Annotated in this window: 18 protein-coding genes; 6 read left to right on the forward strand and 12 right to left on the reverse strand. The window is 75.1% G+C overall.

What is annotated here, in order from left to right; genetic code table 11:
- The first annotated feature begins 45 nt into the window (after positions 1-45).
- A complete protein-coding gene (locus FB474_RS07515) occupies positions 46-1077 on the forward strand; it encodes a Gfo/Idh/MocA family protein (protein WP_141788083.1) in 1032 nt (343 codons plus the stop codon).
- Between the two features lie 137 nt (positions 1078-1214).
- Here FB474_RS07515 and FB474_RS07520 read toward each other — a convergent pair whose 3' ends face one another.
- Entirely contained in the window at positions 1215-1940 is a 726-nt protein-coding gene (locus FB474_RS07520) for a Type 1 glutamine amidotransferase-like domain-containing protein (protein WP_141788084.1), read from the reverse strand.
- A gap of 26 nt (positions 1941-1966) precedes the next feature.
- Here FB474_RS07520 and FB474_RS07525 point away from each other — a divergent pair, with 26 nt between their 5' ends.
- Entirely contained in the window at positions 1967-3454 is a 1488-nt protein-coding gene (locus FB474_RS07525; protein WP_141788085.1) for a protein kinase domain-containing protein, read from the forward strand.
- A 39-nt stretch (positions 3455-3493) separates the two neighbouring features.
- Here the strand turns inward: FB474_RS07525 and FB474_RS07530 are convergent, their stop codons facing one another.
- The 4 genes from FB474_RS07530 to FB474_RS07545 all read right to left on the reverse strand — a co-directional run bounded on the left by FB474_RS07530 (position 3494) and on the right by FB474_RS07545 (position 8807).
- Entirely contained in the window at positions 3494-4408 is a 915-nt protein-coding gene (locus tag FB474_RS07530) for a TIGR01777 family oxidoreductase (RefSeq protein WP_141788086.1), read from the reverse strand.
- A gap of 14 nt (positions 4409-4422) precedes the next feature.
- Positions 4423-6171: a 2-oxoglutarate dehydrogenase, E2 component, dihydrolipoamide succinyltransferase gene (gene sucB, locus FB474_RS07535; protein WP_141788087.1), complete on the reverse strand. Its 1749-nt coding sequence runs from the start codon at positions 6169-6171 to the stop codon at positions 4423-4425.
- 30 nt (positions 6172-6201) lie between these two features.
- Positions 6202-7578 (reverse strand): dihydrolipoyl dehydrogenase, encoded by a 1377-nt coding sequence (gene lpdA, locus FB474_RS07540; RefSeq protein WP_141788088.1) that lies wholly within the window; start codon positions 7576-7578, stop codon positions 6202-6204.
- Between the two features lie 173 nt (positions 7579-7751).
- Complete coding sequence (locus FB474_RS07545; RefSeq protein ID WP_141788089.1) at positions 7752-8807, reverse strand: hypothetical protein; 1056 nt, start codon at positions 8805-8807, stop codon at positions 7752-7754.
- A 115-nt stretch (positions 8808-8922) separates the two neighbouring features.
- Here FB474_RS07545 and FB474_RS07550 point away from each other — a divergent pair, with 115 nt between their 5' ends.
- The gene (locus tag FB474_RS07550; RefSeq protein ID WP_141788090.1) at positions 8923-9261 is read left to right on the forward strand and encodes a hypothetical protein; all 339 of its coding nucleotides are present in this window, start codon (positions 8923-8925) and stop codon (positions 9259-9261) included.
- A gap of 46 nt (positions 9262-9307) precedes the next feature.
- Here FB474_RS07550 and FB474_RS21155 read toward each other — a convergent pair whose 3' ends face one another.
- Positions 9308-9577: a hypothetical protein gene (locus FB474_RS21155; RefSeq protein WP_246092075.1), complete on the reverse strand. Its 270-nt coding sequence runs from the start codon at positions 9575-9577 to the stop codon at positions 9308-9310.
- Here FB474_RS21155 and FB474_RS07555 point away from each other — a divergent pair.
- Both FB474_RS07555 and FB474_RS07560 read left to right on the forward strand, forming a co-directional pair.
- Positions 9543-10550: a glycoside hydrolase family 3 N-terminal domain-containing protein gene (locus tag FB474_RS07555; RefSeq protein WP_246092076.1), complete on the forward strand. Its 1008-nt coding sequence runs from the start codon at positions 9543-9545 to the stop codon at positions 10548-10550. The two genes, FB474_RS21155 and FB474_RS07555, sit on opposite strands and share 35 nt — an antisense overlap.
- Positions 10551-10625: 75 nt before the next feature.
- Positions 10626-10814, forward strand: coding sequence for a DUF5302 domain-containing protein (locus tag FB474_RS07560; protein WP_141788092.1), 189 nt, complete (start codon positions 10626-10628; stop codon positions 10812-10814).
- A gap of 85 nt (positions 10815-10899) precedes the next feature.
- On the opposite strand, the gene FB474_RS07565 is transcribed toward FB474_RS07560, so the two are convergent.
- Positions 10900-12414 carry a leucyl aminopeptidase gene (locus FB474_RS07565; protein WP_141788093.1) on the reverse strand — a complete coding sequence of 505 codons (1515 nt, stop codon included), beginning with the start codon at positions 12412-12414 and terminating at the stop codon, positions 10900-10902.
- A gap of 147 nt (positions 12415-12561) precedes the next feature.
- Here FB474_RS07565 and gcvT point away from each other — a divergent pair, with 147 nt between their 5' ends.
- On the forward strand, positions 12562-13668 hold the full coding sequence (gcvT, locus tag FB474_RS07570; protein ID WP_141788094.1) for a glycine cleavage system aminomethyltransferase GcvT: 1107 nt from the start codon (positions 12562-12564) through the stop codon (positions 13666-13668).
- On the opposite strand, the gene FB474_RS07575 is transcribed toward gcvT, so the two are convergent.
- The 5 genes from FB474_RS07575 to FB474_RS07595 are packed head-to-tail and all read right to left on the reverse strand — an operon-like array spanning position 13669 to position 18586.
- Positions 13669-14481 carry an adenosylcobinamide-GDP ribazoletransferase gene (locus tag FB474_RS07575; protein WP_221632472.1) on the reverse strand — a complete coding sequence of 271 codons (813 nt, stop codon included), beginning with the start codon at positions 14479-14481 and terminating at the stop codon, positions 13669-13671.
- 7 nt (positions 14482-14488) lie between these two features.
- Positions 14489-15040, reverse strand: coding sequence for a bifunctional adenosylcobinamide kinase/adenosylcobinamide-phosphate guanylyltransferase (cobU, locus tag FB474_RS07580; protein WP_141788095.1), 552 nt, complete (start codon positions 15038-15040; stop codon positions 14489-14491).
- Positions 15037-15828 carry an ECF transporter S component gene (locus tag FB474_RS07585; protein ID WP_141788096.1) on the reverse strand — a complete coding sequence of 264 codons (792 nt, stop codon included), beginning with the start codon at positions 15826-15828 and terminating at the stop codon, positions 15037-15039. Before FB474_RS07585 ends, cobU begins: the two co-directional genes overlap by 4 nt.
- Entirely contained in the window at positions 15825-17453 is a 1629-nt protein-coding gene (locus tag FB474_RS07590) for an ABC transporter ATP-binding protein (RefSeq protein ID WP_141788097.1), read from the reverse strand. Before FB474_RS07590 ends, FB474_RS07585 begins: the two co-directional genes overlap by 4 nt.
- Positions 17450-18586: an energy-coupling factor transporter transmembrane component T gene (locus FB474_RS07595; RefSeq protein WP_141788098.1), complete on the reverse strand. Its 1137-nt coding sequence runs from the start codon at positions 18584-18586 to the stop codon at positions 17450-17452. The genes FB474_RS07590 and FB474_RS07595 overlap by 4 nt, the downstream gene beginning before the upstream one ends.
- Between the last annotated feature and the right edge of the window lie 12 nt (positions 18587-18598).

Here is an 18598-nt window from a genome sequence, read left to right on the forward strand (position 1 = left end):
CGTCCGGCATCGGTCCGTGGATCCGCCGCGGCATAGGGTCGACCCGTGACGAACGTCGGTCTTGCAGGGTTCGGCTCCGCCGGACAGGGAATCCACGCTCCGCTGATGCGCACCGCCGGCCTGAGGGTCGCGGCCGTGTCGACGTCCAACGCCGAGCGGGCGGCGCAGGCCCGGGAGGAGAACCCGGGCGTCCAGGTGGTGCCCGACCTCGCCGCGCTGCTCGCGACGCCCGGGCTCGACCTGGTCGTGCTGGCCACGCCCAGCGGCGCCCACGCCGCGCAGGCCCGCCAGGTCATCGACGCCGGCCTGCCGGTGGTCGTCGACAAGCCGCTGGCCACGAGCGCGCCGGACGCCCACGCGGTCGTCGAGGCGGCGGCCGCGGCCGGGGTGCCGTTGACCGTGTTCCAGAACCGGCGCTTCGACGCCGAGCACGTCACCGCGCGCGAGCTGGTCCGCGACGGCGAGCTCGGCGACGTCTTCCGTGCCGAGATCCGCTGGGAGCGCTGGCGTCCGGAGCCCAAGGACCGCTGGCGCGAGAACGCCGCCTGGCAGGACGGCGGCGGCATCATGCTCGACCTTCAGACCCACCTGCTGGACCAGGCGGTGGACCTGTTCGGCCCCGTCGAGGCGGTCTACGCCGAGGTCGCCGCGCACACCACCGCCGCCGAGGACGAGGCGTTCCTGGCCTGCCGCCACGTCTCCGGCGTGCGCAGCCACCTGGGCACCACGTCGGTGGCGGCGGCCCCCGGCCCGCGCCTGCGGCTGCTCGGGCGACGAGCGGCCTACGTGCTCAACGAGTTCGAGAGCGATCTCGACATCTACGCCGACCTGCGCAACCAGGACGCCGACCACTGCGGCTGGGTCTACGCCGGCGAGTCGCGCCGGCCGGTCCGGCGCCGGGACTCCAGCCAGGTCGACTTCTACCGCGCGGTCGCGCAGGCCCTCACAGCCGCCGACCCGCAGGCCGCGATGCCGGTCGACCCGCGCGACGCCGTGCACACCCTCGCGGTCATCGACGCCGCCCGCGTCAGCGCCGGCACGGGGACCGTGGCCCGGGTGCAGACCCCCGGCGCCTGAGACGCGACGCGACCACCCCCCTGCCGAGAGGGACGTTTGTCGGTCTGGGCAGCGCCCCAGACCCGAGAAACGTCCCTCTCGGCGGGGATGCGGTGTGGTCACCTCGGCGGTGACCACACGGCATACCCGGTGGTGGGTCAGAGGCGACGCGGCTCGAGGCGCTCCTCGACGGCGCTGTCGCCGTCGCGGGTGACGATGTAGGCGCCCTTGCCGTCCTGCTCGGTGACCGCCTCGACGAGCTCGGTGCCGCGGTAGAGCAGGCCGACGCCGTCGTCGGTGCAGTGCGTCGTGGGCAGCATGCCGTCGGCGACCAGACGGTGCACCAGCGGCCGGCGTCGTGCCTCGCTGTCGTAGTGCACGCCGTTGCCGTAGGGCAGGAAGCCCATGGCGTTGGTGACCGCGCGCAGCTCGGCGCCGAAGGAGTCGGTGGTGCCGCCCTCGAACCAGCAGATCGACCCGGCCGAGACGCCGGCGAGGACCACGCCGGCCTCCCAGACGCGGCGCAGGATCTGGTCGAGGTCGTGCACCCGCCACACGGCGAGCAGGTTGGCCACCGAGCCGCCGTTGACCCAGACCACGTCCTGCTCCATCAGGTGGCCCTCGACGTCCTCGACGTTGGGCATGGTGAACAGGTTGAGGTGGCTCATCGCGTAGCCCGCGTGCCGGCCGGCCTCGTCCATCTCGGCGTTGAACCAGCGCTGGTCGCCCATGGCCGTGCCGATGTGGCAGACCTTGGGGATACGCGCGTCGGCGCCGGAGAGATCCACGGCATAGTGGACGAGCTCAGCGAACTCGAAGCGCAGGCGCTCGTGCATCCGGTAACCGCCGGAGGTGGCGAGGATCGTGGGGGTGTCGGTTGCCATGCGCGAAACCCTAGGGGGTGTCTGCGATGGAGCAGCCCACGGTGCCCGGGTGTGTCCTGCTCGGCCAGGTCGGGCGGGGCGCGTCGGGCACGGTCTGGCTCGCCGAACGGGAGCGGGACGGCGCCCGGGTGGCCGTGAAGGTGTTGTCCGGCAACGGTTCCCGAGCCGAGCTCAGTGACCAGGCGTTGCGTGAGCTGGCCGTGCTCAGCCGCACGGCGGGGGAGCACGTGGTCCGGCTGCACGACGCGGTGCCGCTGGCCGACGGGGGCCTGGCGCTCGTCCTCGACCTCGCCGACGGGGGCAGCCTGGCCCGGGTCGTGGCCGGCCGCGGGCACCTGTCGGCGGGGGAGGCGGTCACCGTCCTGACGCCGCTGGCCGGTGCGCTGGCCCAGCTGCACGAGGCGGGCGTGGTGCACGCCGACGTCTCGCCGGCGAACGTGCTGTTCACCCGAGAGGGCAAGCCCATGCTGGCGGACCTGGGCGTCGCGCGGCTGGCGGGGGAGGACCCCGGCTTCCGGCACGGCACCCCCGGCTACGTCGCGCCGGAGGTCGTCGACGGGGCGAGCGCCACCCCGGCGGCCGACGTGCACGCCCTGGGCGCCCTGGGCTGGCTGGCGCTGACCGGGGCCGTGCCCCCGCCACCGGCGGTCCGACCGCCGCTGGCCACGCTCGGGACCGGGGCCCCGGAGGCGCTGGTGGGCCTCGTGGAGCGGTGCCTGGCCCCGGACCCGGCGGACCGCCCCAGCGCGCGGGAGGCCGCTGTGGCCGCCTACGCCGCGGCCCCGGCCGAGCCGGTGCGGCTGGCCACCGGGGAGGACCCGGCGGGTGACCTCACGCACCGGCTGCGCGCCCAGGCTGCGGCCGACCCCGTGACGCCGGTGCCGTCGAGGTGGCGGCGTGCGGCGAGCCGGCTGCCTCCCGCGCTGCGTGGTGTGCCCGGCAGGTCGCGGGGGAAGGGCACGACGGTATCCACGGGCGCGGCCACCAGTGCCGCCGCCCCGCGCCGTCGCCGGGCCTGGGCCCTTCCGGGTGTCGCGCTGTTGGCGGTGGCCCTGCTCGTGGCCTCGGGCGCCTGGGCGGCGACACGGCACACCGCGCCGGCAGCGCGGGTGAGCGGCGGTGTCGTCCAGGACCGGCAGGCCCCGGTGCATGCCCCGCACGAGCTGTTGCAGCAGCTGGCCGACCGTCGTGCCGCCGCCTGGACGGCCCGCGACCCGGCGGCGCTGGCAGCGGTCGACGCGCCCGGCTCACCTGCCCTGCACACCGATGTCGCCCACGTCGGCACACTGCTGTCGCGACACGCGAGCTACCGGGGGCTGCGGCTGACGGTGCGCGCCGCCTCGGGAACCCTGGCCGGCACCACGGCCACGCTGCGGGCGCGTGTCGACACCGCGGCATACGTCGTGGTCGAGGACGGGGGAGCGACCCGGTCGCGGCCCGCGGTCGCCGGCCCCGCGCTGACGTTCACGCTGGCCTGGACGGGTCAGGGGTGGCGCATCGTCAGCTACCGCTGAGTGAGCGCACGGCCGCCGTGCGCGTCAGACGGGCGGGGGTCAGGCGGCGAGGCCGGCCTGGTCGACGAGCCAGGCGGCGGCCTGCTCGAGCGTGTCGTGCTCGAACGTGAAGCCCGAGGCCGTGAGGGCGCTCGGCATGACCCGCGCGCTGCCGAGCACGTCGTCGGCGAACTCGCCCAGGACCGCCTTCAGCGCGAAGCCGGGGGCCGGCACCACCGAGGGCCGGTGCAGCCGGGTCGCCACCGCACGGGCGACGTCGGCCTGGTGTGCCGGCGCCGGCCCGACGAGGTTGACCGGGCCGGTCACGTCCTCGCGGTCGATGAGGTGCGCGTAGCCGCGCACGACGTCACGCAGGGTGACCCAGCTCCAGTACTGCCGCCCCGACCCGAGCGGGCCGAGCAGGCCGAGCCGGCCGAGGGTGAGCAGCCGCTCGAAGGCCCCGCCCTCGGGGGACATGACCAGGCCGGTGCGGGCCATCGCCACGGGCAGCCCGGCGTCGGCCGCGGGCTTGGTGGCCGACTCCCAGGCGCGCACCACGTCGGCGAGGAAGCCCTGGCCGGGCTCGCTGTCCTCGGTGAGGACCTCCTCGCCCCGGTCCGAGCCGTAGATCCCGATGGCCGAGGCGTTGACCAGTCGCACCGGCTCGCCGAGGTCGGCCAGGGCCGAGGCGATGGTGTGGGTGCTGTCGACGCGCGAGGCGAAGATCTCCTGCTTGTAGGCAGGCGTCCACCGCTTGCCGCCGACGTTGGCGCCGGCGAGGTTGACCACCGCGGTCACCCCCGACAGGTCGGCCGGGTCGAGCCGGCGGTGACGGGGGTCCCAGCCGATCTCGGAGGCGGTGCGCGGCTCCCGGCGCACGACGTGGAGCACCTCGTCGCCTCGGGCGCTCAGGAACGCCGACAGCGCGCCGCCGACCAGGCCGGAGGCTCCGGTGATGGCGACGCGCTGCGGCATCGTGACGTCCCCGCTCAGAGGCCGAGGGACGCCTCGAAGGCGCCCTCCTCGAGCCGCTGCTTCATCGTCGACAGGAAGCGCGCAGCGTCGGCGCCGTCGACGATCCGGTGGTCGTAGGACAGGGCGAGGTACATCATCGAGCGGATCGCGATGGTCTCGCCGCCGTCCGCGTCGGTCACCACGACCGGGCGCTTGACGACCGCGCCCGTGCCGAGGATGGCCACCTGCGGCTGGTTGATGATCGGCGTGTCGAACAGCGCGCCCCGGCTGCCGGTGTTGGTCAGCGTGAACGTGCCGCCACCGAGCTCGTCGGGGGTGATCTTGTTGGTGCGGGTGCGCTCGGCGAGGTCGGCGATGCCCCGCGCCAGGCCGGCGATGTTGAGGTCGCCGGCGTTCTTGATGACCGGCACGAGCAGGCCGCGCTCGGTGTCGACGGCGATGCCGAGGTTCTCCTGGCCGTGGTAGGTGATCTGGTCACCCTCGACGCTGGCGTTGACGTTCGGGTGCGCCTTGAGCGCCTCGACCGCGGCCAGCGCCAGGAACGGCAGGAAGCTCAGCTTGACGCCCTCGCGGCGCTCGAACTCGCCCTTGGCCTTGCCCCGCAGGCGCGCGATCTTGGTGACGTCGACCTCGACGACCGTGGTCAGCTGGGCCGAGACCTGCAGCGACTCGACCATGCGCTGGGCGATGACCTTGCGCAGGCGGCTCATCTTCTCGGTGGTGCCGCGCTTGGGCGAGACCGCCGGGGCGCTCGGGGCGCTGGCGGCCGGGGCGCTCGGGGCCGCAGCGGGAGCAGCCGCCGGGGCCGGGGCCTTGGCCTTCTCCGCAGCGTCGAGGACGTCCTGCTTGCGGATGCGGCCGCCGACGCCGGTGCCCTGGAGCGAGCCGAGGTCGACGTTGTTCTCCGCGGCCAGCTTGCGCACCAGCGGGGTGACGTATGCCGAGGCGTCCGTGCCGCTGTCGGCCTTGGCTGCGGGGGCGGCCGGCGCTGCGGGAGCGGGGGCGGCGGGAGCCGGGGCGGCGGGGGCGGCGGGAGCCGGGGCGGCGGGGGCGGCGGGGGCGGCCTGGGCGGCCGGGGCCGGAGCCTCCTGCTTGGGGGCCTCCTGCTTCGGAGCCTCCTGGGCGGGCGCGGCGGCGGCCTCGCCGCCGACGATGGCCAGGTCGGCGCCGACCGGCACCGTGTCGTCCTCGCTGACGAGGATCCTGGTCAGCGTGCCGGCCACCGGTGAGGGGATCTCGGTGTCGACCTTGTCGGTGGAGACCTCGAGCAGCGGCTCGTCGACCTCGACCTGGTCGCCCTCGGCCTTGAGCCAGCGGGTGACGGTGCCCTCGGTGACGGACTCGCCCAGCGCCGGCATGGTCACGGTGGTGCCGCCGGAGACCTCGCCGCCACCGGAGGCGGGGGCCTGCTGCTGGGACTGCTCCTGGGCCGGTGCCTCCTGGGCCGGGGCGGCCTGCGGCTGCTCCTGTGCAGCGGCCTGCTCCTGGGCCGGCTCGGCCGGGGCCTGCTGCGCCGGGGCCGCGGCGCCGTCACCGATGACGGCCAGGTCGGCGCCGACCGGCACCGTGTCGTCCTCGTTGACCAGGATCTCCTGCAGCGTGCCGGCCACCGGCGACGGGATCTCGGTGTCGACCTTGTCGGTCGAGACCTCGAGCAGCGGCTCGTCGACCTCGACGGTGTCGCCGACGTTCTTCAGCCAGCGCGTCACGGTGCCTTCGGTGACCGACTCACCAAGGGCCGGCATGGTCACGCGTTCGGACATGTGTGGTGTCTCCTCGTTCTGCGGTGGCTGTCAGGCGTGGGCGTGCAGCGGCTTGCCGGCAAGAGCCAGGTGGGCCTCGCCGAGCGCCTCGTTCTGGGTGGGGTGGGCGTGGATGAGCTGGGCGACGTCGGAGGGCAGCGCCTCCCAGTTGTAGATGAGTTGCGCCTCGCCGACCTGCTCGCCCATGCGGGCGCCGATCATGTGGACCCCGACGACCGGGCCGTCCTTCTCGCGGACCAGCTTGACGAAGCCCTGGGTCTGCAGGATCTGGCTCTTGCCGTTGCCGCCGAGGTTGTACTCCAGGGTCTCGACCTCGGCGTACTTCTCGCGGGCCTGGGCCTCGGTGAGGCCCACGGAGGCGATCTCCGGCTCGCAGTAGGTGACGCGCGGGATACCCATCTCGTCGATGACGGCGGGGCTCAGGCCCGCGATCTCCTCGGCGACGAAGATGCCCTGGGCGAAGCCGCGGTGGGCCAGCTGCAGGCCGGGCACGATGTCGCCGACGGCGTAGACGCCCTCGACGTTGGTGCGCAGGCGGTCGTCGGTGAGGACGAAGCCGCGGTCCATGGCCACGCCCTGCTCCTCGTAGCCCATGCCGCTGGCATTGGGGCCGCGGCCGACGGCGACCAGCAGCAGGTCGGCCTCGATCGTCTCGCCCGACTCGAGCGAGACGGAGACGGTGTCGCCGGACTGGGTGGCGCCGGCGAACTTCACCCCGGTCCTGAACGCGATCTTGCGCTTGCGGAAGGCGCGCTCGAGCTGCTTGGACACGGCCTCGTCCTCGGCGGCGACCAGGCGCGGCAGGGCCTCGACGATGGTGACCTCGGCGCCGAAGGAGCGGAACACGGAGGCGAACTCGACGCCGATGACGCCGCCGCCGAGCACGACCACGCGGCCCGGGACGTCGTCGAGGAAGAGCGCCTGGTCGCTGGTCATGACGCGGCCGCCGATCTCCAGGCCGGGCAGCGTCTTCGCGTAGGACCCGGTGGCCAGCACGACGTGCCCGCCGACCAGCGTGCGCCCGCCGGCCTCGACGGTGTTCTTCGCGACGAGGCGGCCCTCGGCCTCGACCAGCTCGACCTTGCGGGACTTCACCAGCCCCTGCAGGCCCTTGTAGAGCCGGCTGATGACGCCGTCCTTGTAGGCGTTGACGCCCTTCATGTCCACGGACTCGAACGTCGTCTTGACGCCGAACTGCTCACCCTCGCGCGCGGTGTCGGCGACCTCGGCCGCGTGCAGCAGCGCCTTGGTGGGGATGCAGCCCATGTGCAGGCAGGTGCCGCCGAGCTTGCCCTTCTCCACCAGGGCCACCGACAGGCCGAGCTCCGCGGCCCGGAGCGCGCAGGCGTAGCCGCCGCTGCCGCCGCCGAGGATGACGATGTCGAAGTTCTCGGCACCTGCCGACATATCGCTGACGCTCCCTTGCGTTCGGCGCTGACTGTGTCCTGCCCCCGGAGCCCGTCACGCGGCATACCGGCGGCGGCGGGGACGTCAGGGTGCATCTTGTCACTTCTTCACCCGGGAGTCTCACGCAGGTATGCCGCGTGCCAGGAGGCGTGGCGCGTCGCCTCCGCGCAGGCTCAGCTCCGCCGGGCGAGGTCGCGCAGGACCCCGCAGCCGTCGACCGACCCCAGGGCCACCGCCGCGGAGTCGCCCATCCACTGGACCTTGGCCGCGCCGTCGCCGCCGGCGTCGGCGCCGTCGACACACCACGAGGCGTAGGACTCCGCGAAGTCCTCCTCCGGGGAGGTGACCGCGTAGGGCGTGACGAACTGGCCGTGGTGCTTGGCGTAGAAGGCATCCAGCCGCGACAGGCGGGTGGTGTCCGACTCCACCGCGTCGATCCGGGCCCACTCCCGGAACAGCGGCATGGTCCACGTGTCGTCGAGGAAGGTCAGGAGCATGCTCGAGGCGTTCAGGCAGCCGGTGAAGGTCAGGTAGGTGGGGCACTCGTCGTCGGTGTAGCTGTAGGCGACCTGGTCGGGTCCAAGGCTGAGCAGGTGGGCGATCTCGTGCGCGATCGTGATCAGCAGCTCGTGCGGGTCGGTGTCGTCCACGCGCAGGGCCAGGCGCCAGCGCCCGTGGTCGTGCACCGAGGGCTCGACCTCGCCGAGCAGCTCGCCCGCCTGGTTGCTGTCCCGGCCGTCGAAGATGACCAGCTCGGTGACCTGCGCGCGCAGGTCCTTCGGGAACGCGACGGCGATGGTGTCCCAGAGCAGCTGGTCGCACGGCCGCACGTCGGGCAGCCCGTCGCCCGGCGTCAGGCCGCCGGCGTAGACGGTGTAGGCGCGCCGGATCCGCAGGTGCGCGCCCAGCGTCGTGATGGGCGAGAAGCCGTCACCGAGCGGCGCGCGGGCGCGTGAGGGCGTGGGCTGCGGCGCGGAGCAGTCGGCCGGGAGCGGCCAGGAGGGGTGCCGGGAGAGCACGTCGTCGGCGCTGGCGGCGAACGGCGCCGGGGGCTTGCTGCCGCGCGCCGCAGGCGTCGTCGGGAGCGCGGCGGCAGCGGACGTGGCCGCAGCGGTCGCGGGCGCCCCGTCGGGTGCCGCGTGTCCCGGGGAGCCGGCCTGGGCGGTCAGGGTCACCAGGGCGACGACGACGGCGGCGCGCAGGGCCCACCTCGGGGGTCGAGTTCGCACGAACGGAAGAGTGACAGCGGGCGGCGCCCACCGCGCTGCGTTTGCAGAAACGTGACGCGCGGGCAATCACGCCAAATGCGCGGACGGCCGCGATGGCGCGACATACGCTCGGTCCATGGGTTGGTGGGACCGGCTGCGCGGCCGGCGCGGGGGGTCCGGCAGTCGAGCCGACGGCCCTGACGTGTCGATCGACACGGGCACCGTGCGGGCCTACCTCGCCGAGTTCGCCAGGAGCCGCCGCGGCGTGGAGGCCTACGTGGAGCCGGCGACGAACATGACCGCCACGACGGTGGTGCTGGTGGCGCACGACGGGGAGTGGACCCGCCGCGCGGTGCCGTCGCAGCAGGCGGCGTTCGAGTTCGCCCGGGCCCTGGGCATCCCGGTCTACGACGTGCACCTTACGGGCTACCCGCGCCGGATGCGCGAGTGGACCTCCCGCCAGCGACGGCGCTGAACGCCCCGCCGCCGCGCCACGAGAGGATGGGTGCGATGCCTTCCCGTCACACGCTGCTCGCCTCCGTGACCGCCGCCACCCTGCTCGGGGCAGCAGCCGCCGGGGGATGTGACTCGGGACCGCCGAGGCGCGCGGTGAAGACGGTGGCGTCCCGGTCGCCGGTCACGCAGCCACCGTCGCCGACCACGTCGACGAGCCCCACGGTGGTCACGCCCACGCGGTCGGCGCCGCCGACCGCGACGGCGCCGGCCCCCGACCCGGCCCGGACCGCGCTGGCCCGGATGACGCTCGCGCAGCGGGTCGGCCAGCTGTTCATGGTGGGCTCGCCGGCCACCTCTGCCAGCCCGGCGACCCTCGACGCGGTCAGCCGGTTGCATGTCGGCAACGTCATGCTCACCGGTCGCAGCCGGGCCGGCACCGCCGTGCCGGCCCGCACGGCCCGTGTGCTGCGCGCGGCCACCGCCGGCGGGGTGGGGATGTTCGTCGCCACGGACCAGGAGGGCGGTCAGGTGCAGGTGCTCAGCGGGCCGGGCCTGTCGACCCTGCCCGGGGCGCTGAGCCAGGGAGGGATGGCACCGGCCCGGCTGCAGGCCGTGGCCGCAGGATGGGGCCGCCAGCTGCGGGCGGCGGGGGTCAACCTCGACCTCGCCCCGGTGCTCGACGTGGTGCCCGGGGTCGCGGCGGCCCGCACCAACCCCCCGATCGGGGCGCTCGGCCGGGAGTACGGCTACACCCCGGCGACGGTGACCAGCCACGGCCTGGCCTTCGCGGCGGGGATGCGCTCGGCCGGTGTCGCCGTCGCGGCGAAGCACTTCCCCGGTCTCGGCCGGGTGCACGAGAACACCGACACCGCCGCGTCGGTCACCGACCGGGTCACGACCCGGCACGACCCGTTCCTCGCCCCCTTTGCCGCGGCGGTCCGCGCCGGGGCGCCGTTCGTCATGGTGTCGACTGCCACCTACACCCGGGTCGACCCGACGCGGCCGGCGGCGTTCTCGCCGACCGTCATCGGCGGCATGCTGCGGCACGACCTCGGGTTCGGCGGCGTCGTCATCTCCGACGACCTCGCCAACGCCCGCCAGGTCTCCGCCTGGGCCCCGGGCGCCCGCGCGGTGGGGTTCCTCGCCGCGGGCGGGGACATGGTCCTGGTGGTCGACGCCTCGCCGGTGGCCGCGATGCAGCGAGCGGTGCTCGGCAGGGCCGGAGCCGACCCGGCGTTCCGGGCGAAGGTCGATGCCGCCGCGCTGCGCGTCCTGCGGGCCAAGGCGGCGGCGCACCTGCTGCCCTGACCGGGACGAAATCCGGTGGTGGGCGCACGGCACCCGTGTCAGTGTGGGCCGCACGACCGACGCAGGAGGTTACGCATGTCTGCCAGTCACGAAGGCTCCCACGAGGGCCCCGGCGACGACGTGAAGGCGAAGTTCCGCGAGGCGCTGGAGCGTAAGCACGCGCACGGCGGCCGGGACGTCTCCGGGGGTGGGGACCCCTCCAAGGTCCACGACGCCCACGGACCCGCCCGGGGCCAGCAGATGTTCCGTCGCAAGAGCGGCTGAACCACCCGGCATACCGCAGCGACGCCGGCCACCTCCGTCCAGGAGGGGGCCGGCGTCGTCGTGTCTGCCGCGGCGCGGGGCGGGGTCAGCCCGCGGTCGCGTAGCGCTCCAGGACCGCGACCAGGGTGGCGACGCCGAAGCCGGTCGCGCCCTTGTGCGTGTAGCCCCACGGGCCGGACTCGTTGAACGAGGGGCCGGCGATGTCGAGGTGCGCCCACGGGATGCGGGCCTCGCCCTTGTCCTGCTGCGGGATGAACTCGCCGAGGAAGATGCCCGCGGTGAGCATGCCGCCGAACTTGTCGCCCTTGTGCGCGATGTCGGCGATCTGGCTGTCGAGGTTGGGCCGCATGTCGGCGGGCAGCGGCATCGGCCACAGGGCGTCGCCGGTGCTGTTGCCGGCGGCGCGGACCAGGTCGCGCAGGTCGTCGTCGTTGGCCATGACCGCGGCGACGCGGTTGCCGAGCGCGATCTGCTGGGCGCCGGTCAGGGTGGCGATGTCGAGGATGGCGTCGGGCTTCTTCTCGCCGGCGAGGACGAGGCCGTCGGCCATGACCATGCGGCCCTCGGCGTCGGTGTCGATGATCTCCACCGTCTTGCCGCCGCGCATCGTCACGACGTCGCCGGGACGCTGGGCGTTGCCGCCGGGCATGTTCTCGGCCAGGCACAGGTAGCCGGTGACCGCGACCGGCAGCTGCAGCTCGGCCGCGGCGAGGACCGCGGCGGCCACGGCAGCGGCGCCGGCCATGTCGGACTTCATGGTCAGCATCGAGGCCGGGGGCTTGATGCACAGGCCGCCGGAGTCGAACGTGATGCCCTTGCCGACGAAGGCGATGTGCGCCCTGGCCTTGCTCGGGGCGTAGGTCATCGTGACGATCCGGGGCGGGTTGGCCGAGCCCTGGCCGACGCCCATGATCCCGCCGAAGCCGCCCTTGAGCAGCGCCTTCTTGTCGAGCACCGAGACCTTGACGTCGGTCTTGGCGGCGCGCTCCCTGACCGAGTCGGCGAAGGTCTCCGGGTAGAGCAGGTTCGGCGCGGTGTTGACCAGGTCGCGGGCGTAGGCGCGGGCCTGCGCCAGGGCGCTCGCCCGCTTGACCGCCGCCTTGACGTCCTTGTCACGGGCCTCGCCGGTGAGGACGGTCAGCGCGCTCGGGGGCGTGGTGGTGGCGGGCTGGCTGCGGTGGCCGGCGAAGGCGTAGGCGCCGTAGAGCGCGCCCTCGCTGACCGCGCCCACGGCCGCGGCGTCGACACCGGGCAGGGCCAGGGCGACCTTGGCGACGCCGCCGAGGGCGCGGGTGGCCGAGCCGGCGGCCCGGCGCAGGACCTCGTGGTCCCAGGCGCCGCGGGCGGGGGCGGCCCCCAGGCCGGTCAGCACGACCAGCGGGGCGGCCACGCCGGGGACGGCCGGCAGCTTGATGACCTCGTCCGGGGTGCCCTTGGCGGACAGCGCCTTGAGCGCGTTCGTCAGGTGCTCACCGGTGGCCTTGGGCAGGCCGTGGCCGGGCGCCAGGGCGGCGCCGGAGTCGGCCTTGACGGTGGCGAGGACGAGGGCGTCGACCTTGAGGTCGCTCGCCGGGCGGTCGGAGACGGTCAGCGTCGTCACGGGGGTCCATTTCGTCGGGGACGGACAGGGCGGGCGCGGGCGCCCCACGGGGTGTCGCGTGCGGGGTCCGGGCCGCGGTCGTGCGCGGGTCCGCGCGCGTCCACCGCCCGAGGATAGCCAGAGGGGGCGGGCGGTAGGTTGCCGCTCATGACCTCGCACCTGTTGACCTCGCCGCTGCACGACCGCCACGTGGCCCTCGGGGCCAAGATGGCCGACTTCGGCGGGTGGGAGATGCCGATCGAGTACCCCGGTGGCGGCGTCGTCCGCGAGCACACCGCGGTCCGCGAGCGGGTCGGCCTGTTCGACGTCAGCCACCTCGGCAAGGCCAGCGTGAGCGGCCCGGGCGCGGCGGAGTTCGTCAACGCCTGCCTGACCAACGACCTGGGCCGGATCGCGCCGGGCAAGGCGCAGTACACCCTGTGCTGCGACGAGACCGGTGGCGTGGTCGACGACCTCATCGCCTACCTCAAGGCCGACGACGACGTCTTCCTCATCCCCAACGCCGCCAACACCGCCGAGGTCGTGCGGCGCCTGGCCGCGGCGGCGCCCGAGGGCGTCACCGTCGAGAACCTCCACGACCGCTACGGCGTCATCGCGGTGCAGGGCACCCACTGCGACGAGGTGCTGCAGGCGCTCGGCCTGCCAACCGGGCACGACTACATGTCCTTCGTCGAGGCCGACTGGCAGGGCCGCCCGGTGATCGTCTGCCGCACCGGCTACACCGGTGAGCGCGGCTACGAGCTGGTCCCGCTGTGGGACGACACCCCGGCGCTGTGGGACGCCCTGGTCGAGGCGGCCGCGGCGTTCGACGGGCTGCCCTGCGGCCTGGGCGCGCGGGACACCCTGCGCACCGAGATGGGCTACCCGCTGCACGGCAACGACCTCAGCCTCGCCATCACCCCGGTGCAGGCGCGCGCCGGATGGGCGGTGGGCTGGAAGAAGCCCGCCTTCTGGGGCCGCGAGGCGCTGCTGGCCGAGAAGCAGGCCGGCGCGCGGCGTACCTCCTGGGGCCTGCTGGCCACCGGCCGGGGTATCCCGCGTGCCCACTGCGAGGTCCGCTCACCCTCCGGTGAGGTCATCGGGGAGGTCACCTCGGGCACGTTCTCGCCGACCCTCAAGCAGGGCATCGCGCTGGCGCTGCTGGCGCCGTCGGTGGCCGAGGGCGACACCGTGGTGATCGACGTGCGTGGCCGCGACCTCGAGGCGAAGGTCGTCAAGCCGCCGTTCGTGCAGGTCCAGGTCCGCGGGGAGTAGTCACCCTGCGTGGGGCAGGAGCATCGCGGCCACGGTGAGGGACGCGGCGGCGCCGAGCTCGACCACGGCGCCGAGGACGTCGCCGGTGACCCCGCCCAGCCGGGTGGTGCACCGGCGCAGCACCGCGGCCGCGGCAAGCACCCCACCGGCCCACATCGCGGGGCCGAGCCACCAGGCGGCGCCGGCCAGGGCCACCGCCACGGCGGCGAGGGCGAGGGCGACGACGGCGCAGGCGGCGACCGCCCGGCGCGGGATGCTGCCGGCGACCGTCGCGCCGAGGCCGGACGGACGGGCGGACGGCACGCCGGTGGCGCACGCCCAGGCCAGGCCGTGGCGGCCGAGCAGGACCGCCACCCCGGCCGCGACGGCACCGGCCGCCGACCCCGCGAGGGCCGTCAGGGCGGCCACCTGCAGCAGCAGGACCAATGCGACGGCGGCCACCCCGCTGGGGCCGATGTCGCTGCGGCGCATGACCTCCAGCGCCCGCTCGCGGTCATAGCTGGCTGACAGCCCGTCGGCGGTGTCGGCCAGGCCGTCCAGGTGCATCGCGCGGGTGCCCAGCACGAGGCCGGTGACGACCAGCACCGCGACCACCCCGGCCGGGGCGTGCACGGCCCGTCCGACGAGCAGGACCAGCACGACCGGGACGGCGAGGGGCAGCGCGGCCACCGGGGCCAGGGCCATCGCCAGCCCGGCCACCTGCCGGTCGACCCGGCGCGGCGGCGCCACCGGCACCGCGGTCAGGGTGCCGACGGACAGGCGCAGGGCGTCGGCGAGGGTGCCCGGCTGCCGTCCCGCCGGCGGGGTGGTCACGCCGTGCTCAGGCAGGGACGACCGGGCAGCCGGACAGGTCCAGCACCCGCCCCGCCACGACGAGGACGACGTTGTCGCACACCGCGCTGACCGCGGCGTTGAGGCGGCCGAGCTCGTCGCGGAACAGCCGGCCCGAGGCCGTGTCCGGCACGATGGACAGGCCGACCTCGTTGGTCACCATCACCACGTCGACCACTGCCGAGCGCAGCACCGCCAGGAGCTCCTCGGTGCGCTTCTCGAGGTAGGCACCGGTGCCCTGCGGGTCGTGCCAGCCGTCGATGTCGTCGATCTGCCGGGCCAGCCAGGTGCCCAGGCAGTCGACCAGCACCGGGTTGTAGGCCGAGTCGATCGCGGCGGCCAGCCGCGAGGTCTCGACGGTCGACCACCAGGCCGGCCGGCGCATCCGGTGACGCCAGATGCGGTCGCTCCACTCCTGGTCGGTGCCGTCCGGCACCGTGCCGGTGGCGATGTAGGTCACCCGGGTGCGGTGGTCGAGCAGGCTCTCGGCGTAGCGGCTCTTGCCGCTGCGGGCGCCGCCCGTCACGAGCGTCGTGGTCATCGGTCAGGGTCCTCGAAGATCACCTCAGCGTCGAAGGCGGCGCGGCGCACCGCCCGGCGCAGGGTAGCAAGCACCGGCCGGCCCGCCACCAGGACCAGCGCCGCGGTCAGCAGACCGCGCGGGACGTCCCAGCCCAGGGAGGTCGCGAGGTAGAACGCGGCGTAGTGGCCGAGGTTGCTGGTCACCTCCGCGCCGGGCACGAAGCCCGCCCCGGTGGGGGCGCTGGCGCCCATGAACGGCCAGAACCACAGGTTCATCACCGCGCCGTAGAGCAACCCCGCGGCCAGCCCGTATGCCGCGAGCATGACCCGCTCGGCGCGCCCCGTCGCGGGCGGCAGCAGGGCGGCCCCGAGGGCCACCCACCCGGCGGAGACCATCTGGAACGGCAGCCACGGGCCGACCCCGCCAGTGAGGAACGCCCCGGTGAGCACGGCGAGGGCGCCGAGGACGAAGCCGGTGCTGCGGCCGAGGACCCGCCCGGCGAGCACGAGGAGGAAGAACATCGGCTCGAGCCCGGCAGTCCCGGCGCTGAGCACCCGCAGGGCGCCGCCGGTCGCCGCGAGCACGCCGAGGACGGCCACGGTGCGCGGGTCCAGCCCGCCGGCGGAGACCTCCGCGAGCAGCACCAGCGCGAGCAGGCCGAGGAGCGCGGCGAACAGCCACGGTGCGTCCTGGCCGTGGGCCAGCCCCGTGCCCGGGGCGACCACGAAGGGCCAGCCGAAGGAGGCCACGCCGACGAGGGTGACCAGCAGCAGCGCCACCGCCCCGGGCCAGCGCAGCGAGATCACGACGCGCGCTCCAGCGCGGCGCTGACGTCGGCAACCGTGAGGTAGGGCAGCGGGTGGACGATCTTGGCGACCTGCGGGGCGAACGCCGGGGAGCCGGCCAGCACGCCGCGGGCGGGGCCCTGGGCGACGACCTCGCCGTCGGCCAGGACGACCACGTCGGTGGCGACCTCGGCGGCCAGCTCGACGTCGTGGGTGGCCAGGAGGACGGTGTGGCCGCTGCCGGCCAGGTCCCGCAGCACGGTGACGAGCCGGGCCTTGGCCTGGTAGTCCAGGCCGCGCGTCGGCTCGTCGAGCAGCAGGACCGGCGGGCGGCCGGTCAGGACCACGGCGAGGGCGAGGCTGAGCCGCTGCCCCTCGGAGAGGTCCCGCGGGTGCAGCTCGTCGTCGACGTCGCCGGCGATGGTGCGCAGCAGCTCGCGGGCCGTGCCGGCGGGGGCGCCGAAGTCGCGGTCGGCGGCGCGGCACTCCTGGGCGACCGACTCGGCATACAGGAGCACGGTGGGGTCCTGGGGGACCAGGCCGACGTGGCGGACCAGGGTGGCCGGGGCCGCGCCGGCCGGGTCAAGCCCGGCCACGCTGGCCCGGCCGGCGGAGGCGGGGAGCTGGCCGGACAGCGCGCCCAGCAGGGTGGACTTGCCGGCGCCGTTGCGACCCATGACGGCCGTGACCGTGCCGGGGTGCAGCGCCAGGTCGATGCCGCGCAGGGCCACCAGCGGGCCGCGGCGCACGACCAGCCCGTGGGCCTCGACGCTGGTGGCAGTGGACTCCGTGGTCGGCTGGGGTGCCGGGTCAGCGTGCCGCGCCGCGCCGTCCGCCTCGAGGGTCCGCCGCAGCGACGCCGCGCGGCGCCGGGCGTCGCGCACCGACAACGGCAGCGGGACCCACCCGGACACCCGGCCCAGCCCGATGACGGGCGGGAAGACGGGGGAGCCGACCATCGCCTCGGCGGGGTCGAGCAGCGGGGACACCTGCCCGTCGCAGACGAGCAGCACGCGGTCGGCGTGGTGGATCACCCGCTCGAGCCGGTGCTCGGCCAGGACCACGGTCAGGCCGACGTCGTGGACCAGGCGCTGCAGGGCCGAGAGCACGTCCTCGGCGGCCACCGGGTCCAGGGCGGAAGTGGGCTCGTCCAGGACGAGGATGCGCGGGCCCGCGGCCAGCACCGCGCCGATGGCGACCCGCTGCTGCTGGCCGCCGGACAGGTCGCGCAGGGCGCGGCCCCGCACCTCGGCCAGGCCGAGCAGGTCGAGGGTCTCCTCGACCCGGCGGCGCATCGCCGTGGCGTCGACGCCGAGCGCCTCCATGCCGTAGGCGATCTCCTCCTCGACGGTGTCCGTGACGAACGAGGCGACCGGGTCCTGCACGACGACGCCGACGAGGTCGGCCAGGTCGCGCGGCCGGTGGGTGCGGGTGTCGCGGCCCTCCACCACGACCCGGCCGCCGAGGGTGCCGCCGGAGAAGTGCGGGACGAGGCCGTTGATGCAACGCAGCAGCGTGGACTTGCCGCTGCCGGTCGGGCCGACGACGAGCACCAGCTCGCCCTCGGGGATGGTGAAGTCGGCGTCGCGGAGCGCGGGGGCCGGCGCACCGGCATACCGCACGCTGACGTCGTGGAACTCGATCACGCTGGCACCTGGACCTTCTCGCGGGCAGGGACGGTGGCGGCGGCACGCTGCGGCGGCGGGGGGCTGACCCAGGCGGCCAGGGCGGCGACCCCGATGGCCAGCACCGCGACCACGGGGAGCTCGGGCAGCGTGGCCGGGACCTGGACCGGGGTGATGCCCGGCCAGCCCTGGTCGCTGCCGACGAACATCACCACGGCCGGGACGGTCCCGCACGCGGCGACGGCCCACTCCGGCAGGGCCCACGGGTCGCGGCGGTAGCGGGTCCGCGGGTCGCGGCGGGCGCCGGTGGCCAGGGACGCCCCGGCGAGAAGGACGCCCAGGAAGAGCAGCGGCAGGCCCATCAACGGCGGGCTGGACCCGTCGAGCAGGCCGTAGAGCCCGGCGACGACGCCGAGCAGGCCGAGCACGGTCAGCGCGCTGGCCCGGCGCCGGGAGGCTGGCGTGCGGTGCACGGCTCGACCGTACCCGCGCGACTCCATCGAGGCGGCCAGCGCGAGCGAGCGGTCCAGCGCGCCCTCGAGCACGGGGACCGCCAGGCGAGCCATCTCGCGCAGCCCCCGGCCGGAGTGGCCGCGCAGGCGGCGGGCGGCCCGGACGCGGCCGGCGTCCTCGACCATCTGCGGGGCGTAGGTGAGCGCGACGACGACGGCGGTGCCCACGTCGTACAGCGTCGCGGGGACGTAGCGCAGCAGCCGCCGTGGGCTGGCCAGCACGTTGGTGGCGCCCAGGCAGGCCAGGATCGCGGCGAGCCGCAACCCGTCGTATGCGGCGGCGAGCACGCCCTCCAGCGTCACCGCACCACCGAGGCGTACCCCGGCGGTCCACGCCGGCAGCGGGATCTCGGGCAGTCGGAAGAGCACCACCCGGCCGGTGACGCCGCCGCCGAGCAGGGCGGCCATGAGCACCCGCAGCCCGACGGCTACGAGGCCGATGACCAGGAAGCCGGCGAAGGCGTTGGACGCCCCCAGCTCACGACGCTCCAGGACCACCCACGCCGCGACCGCCCCGATGAGCAGGAGCAGGAACGGGTTGGTCGTGCGCGAGGCGGCTGCGGCCAGACCGACGCCCCAGACCCACCACGCGACGGGATGCAGCAGTCGCGGGAGGCTGGGGCGGTCGGCGGCCGTGAGCACGGGTGGTCCTGG

The sequence above is a fragment of the Oryzihumus leptocrescens genome (assembly GCF_006716205.1).
Taxonomy (GTDB): Bacteria; Actinomycetota; Actinomycetes; order Actinomycetales; family Dermatophilaceae; genus Oryzihumus; species Oryzihumus leptocrescens.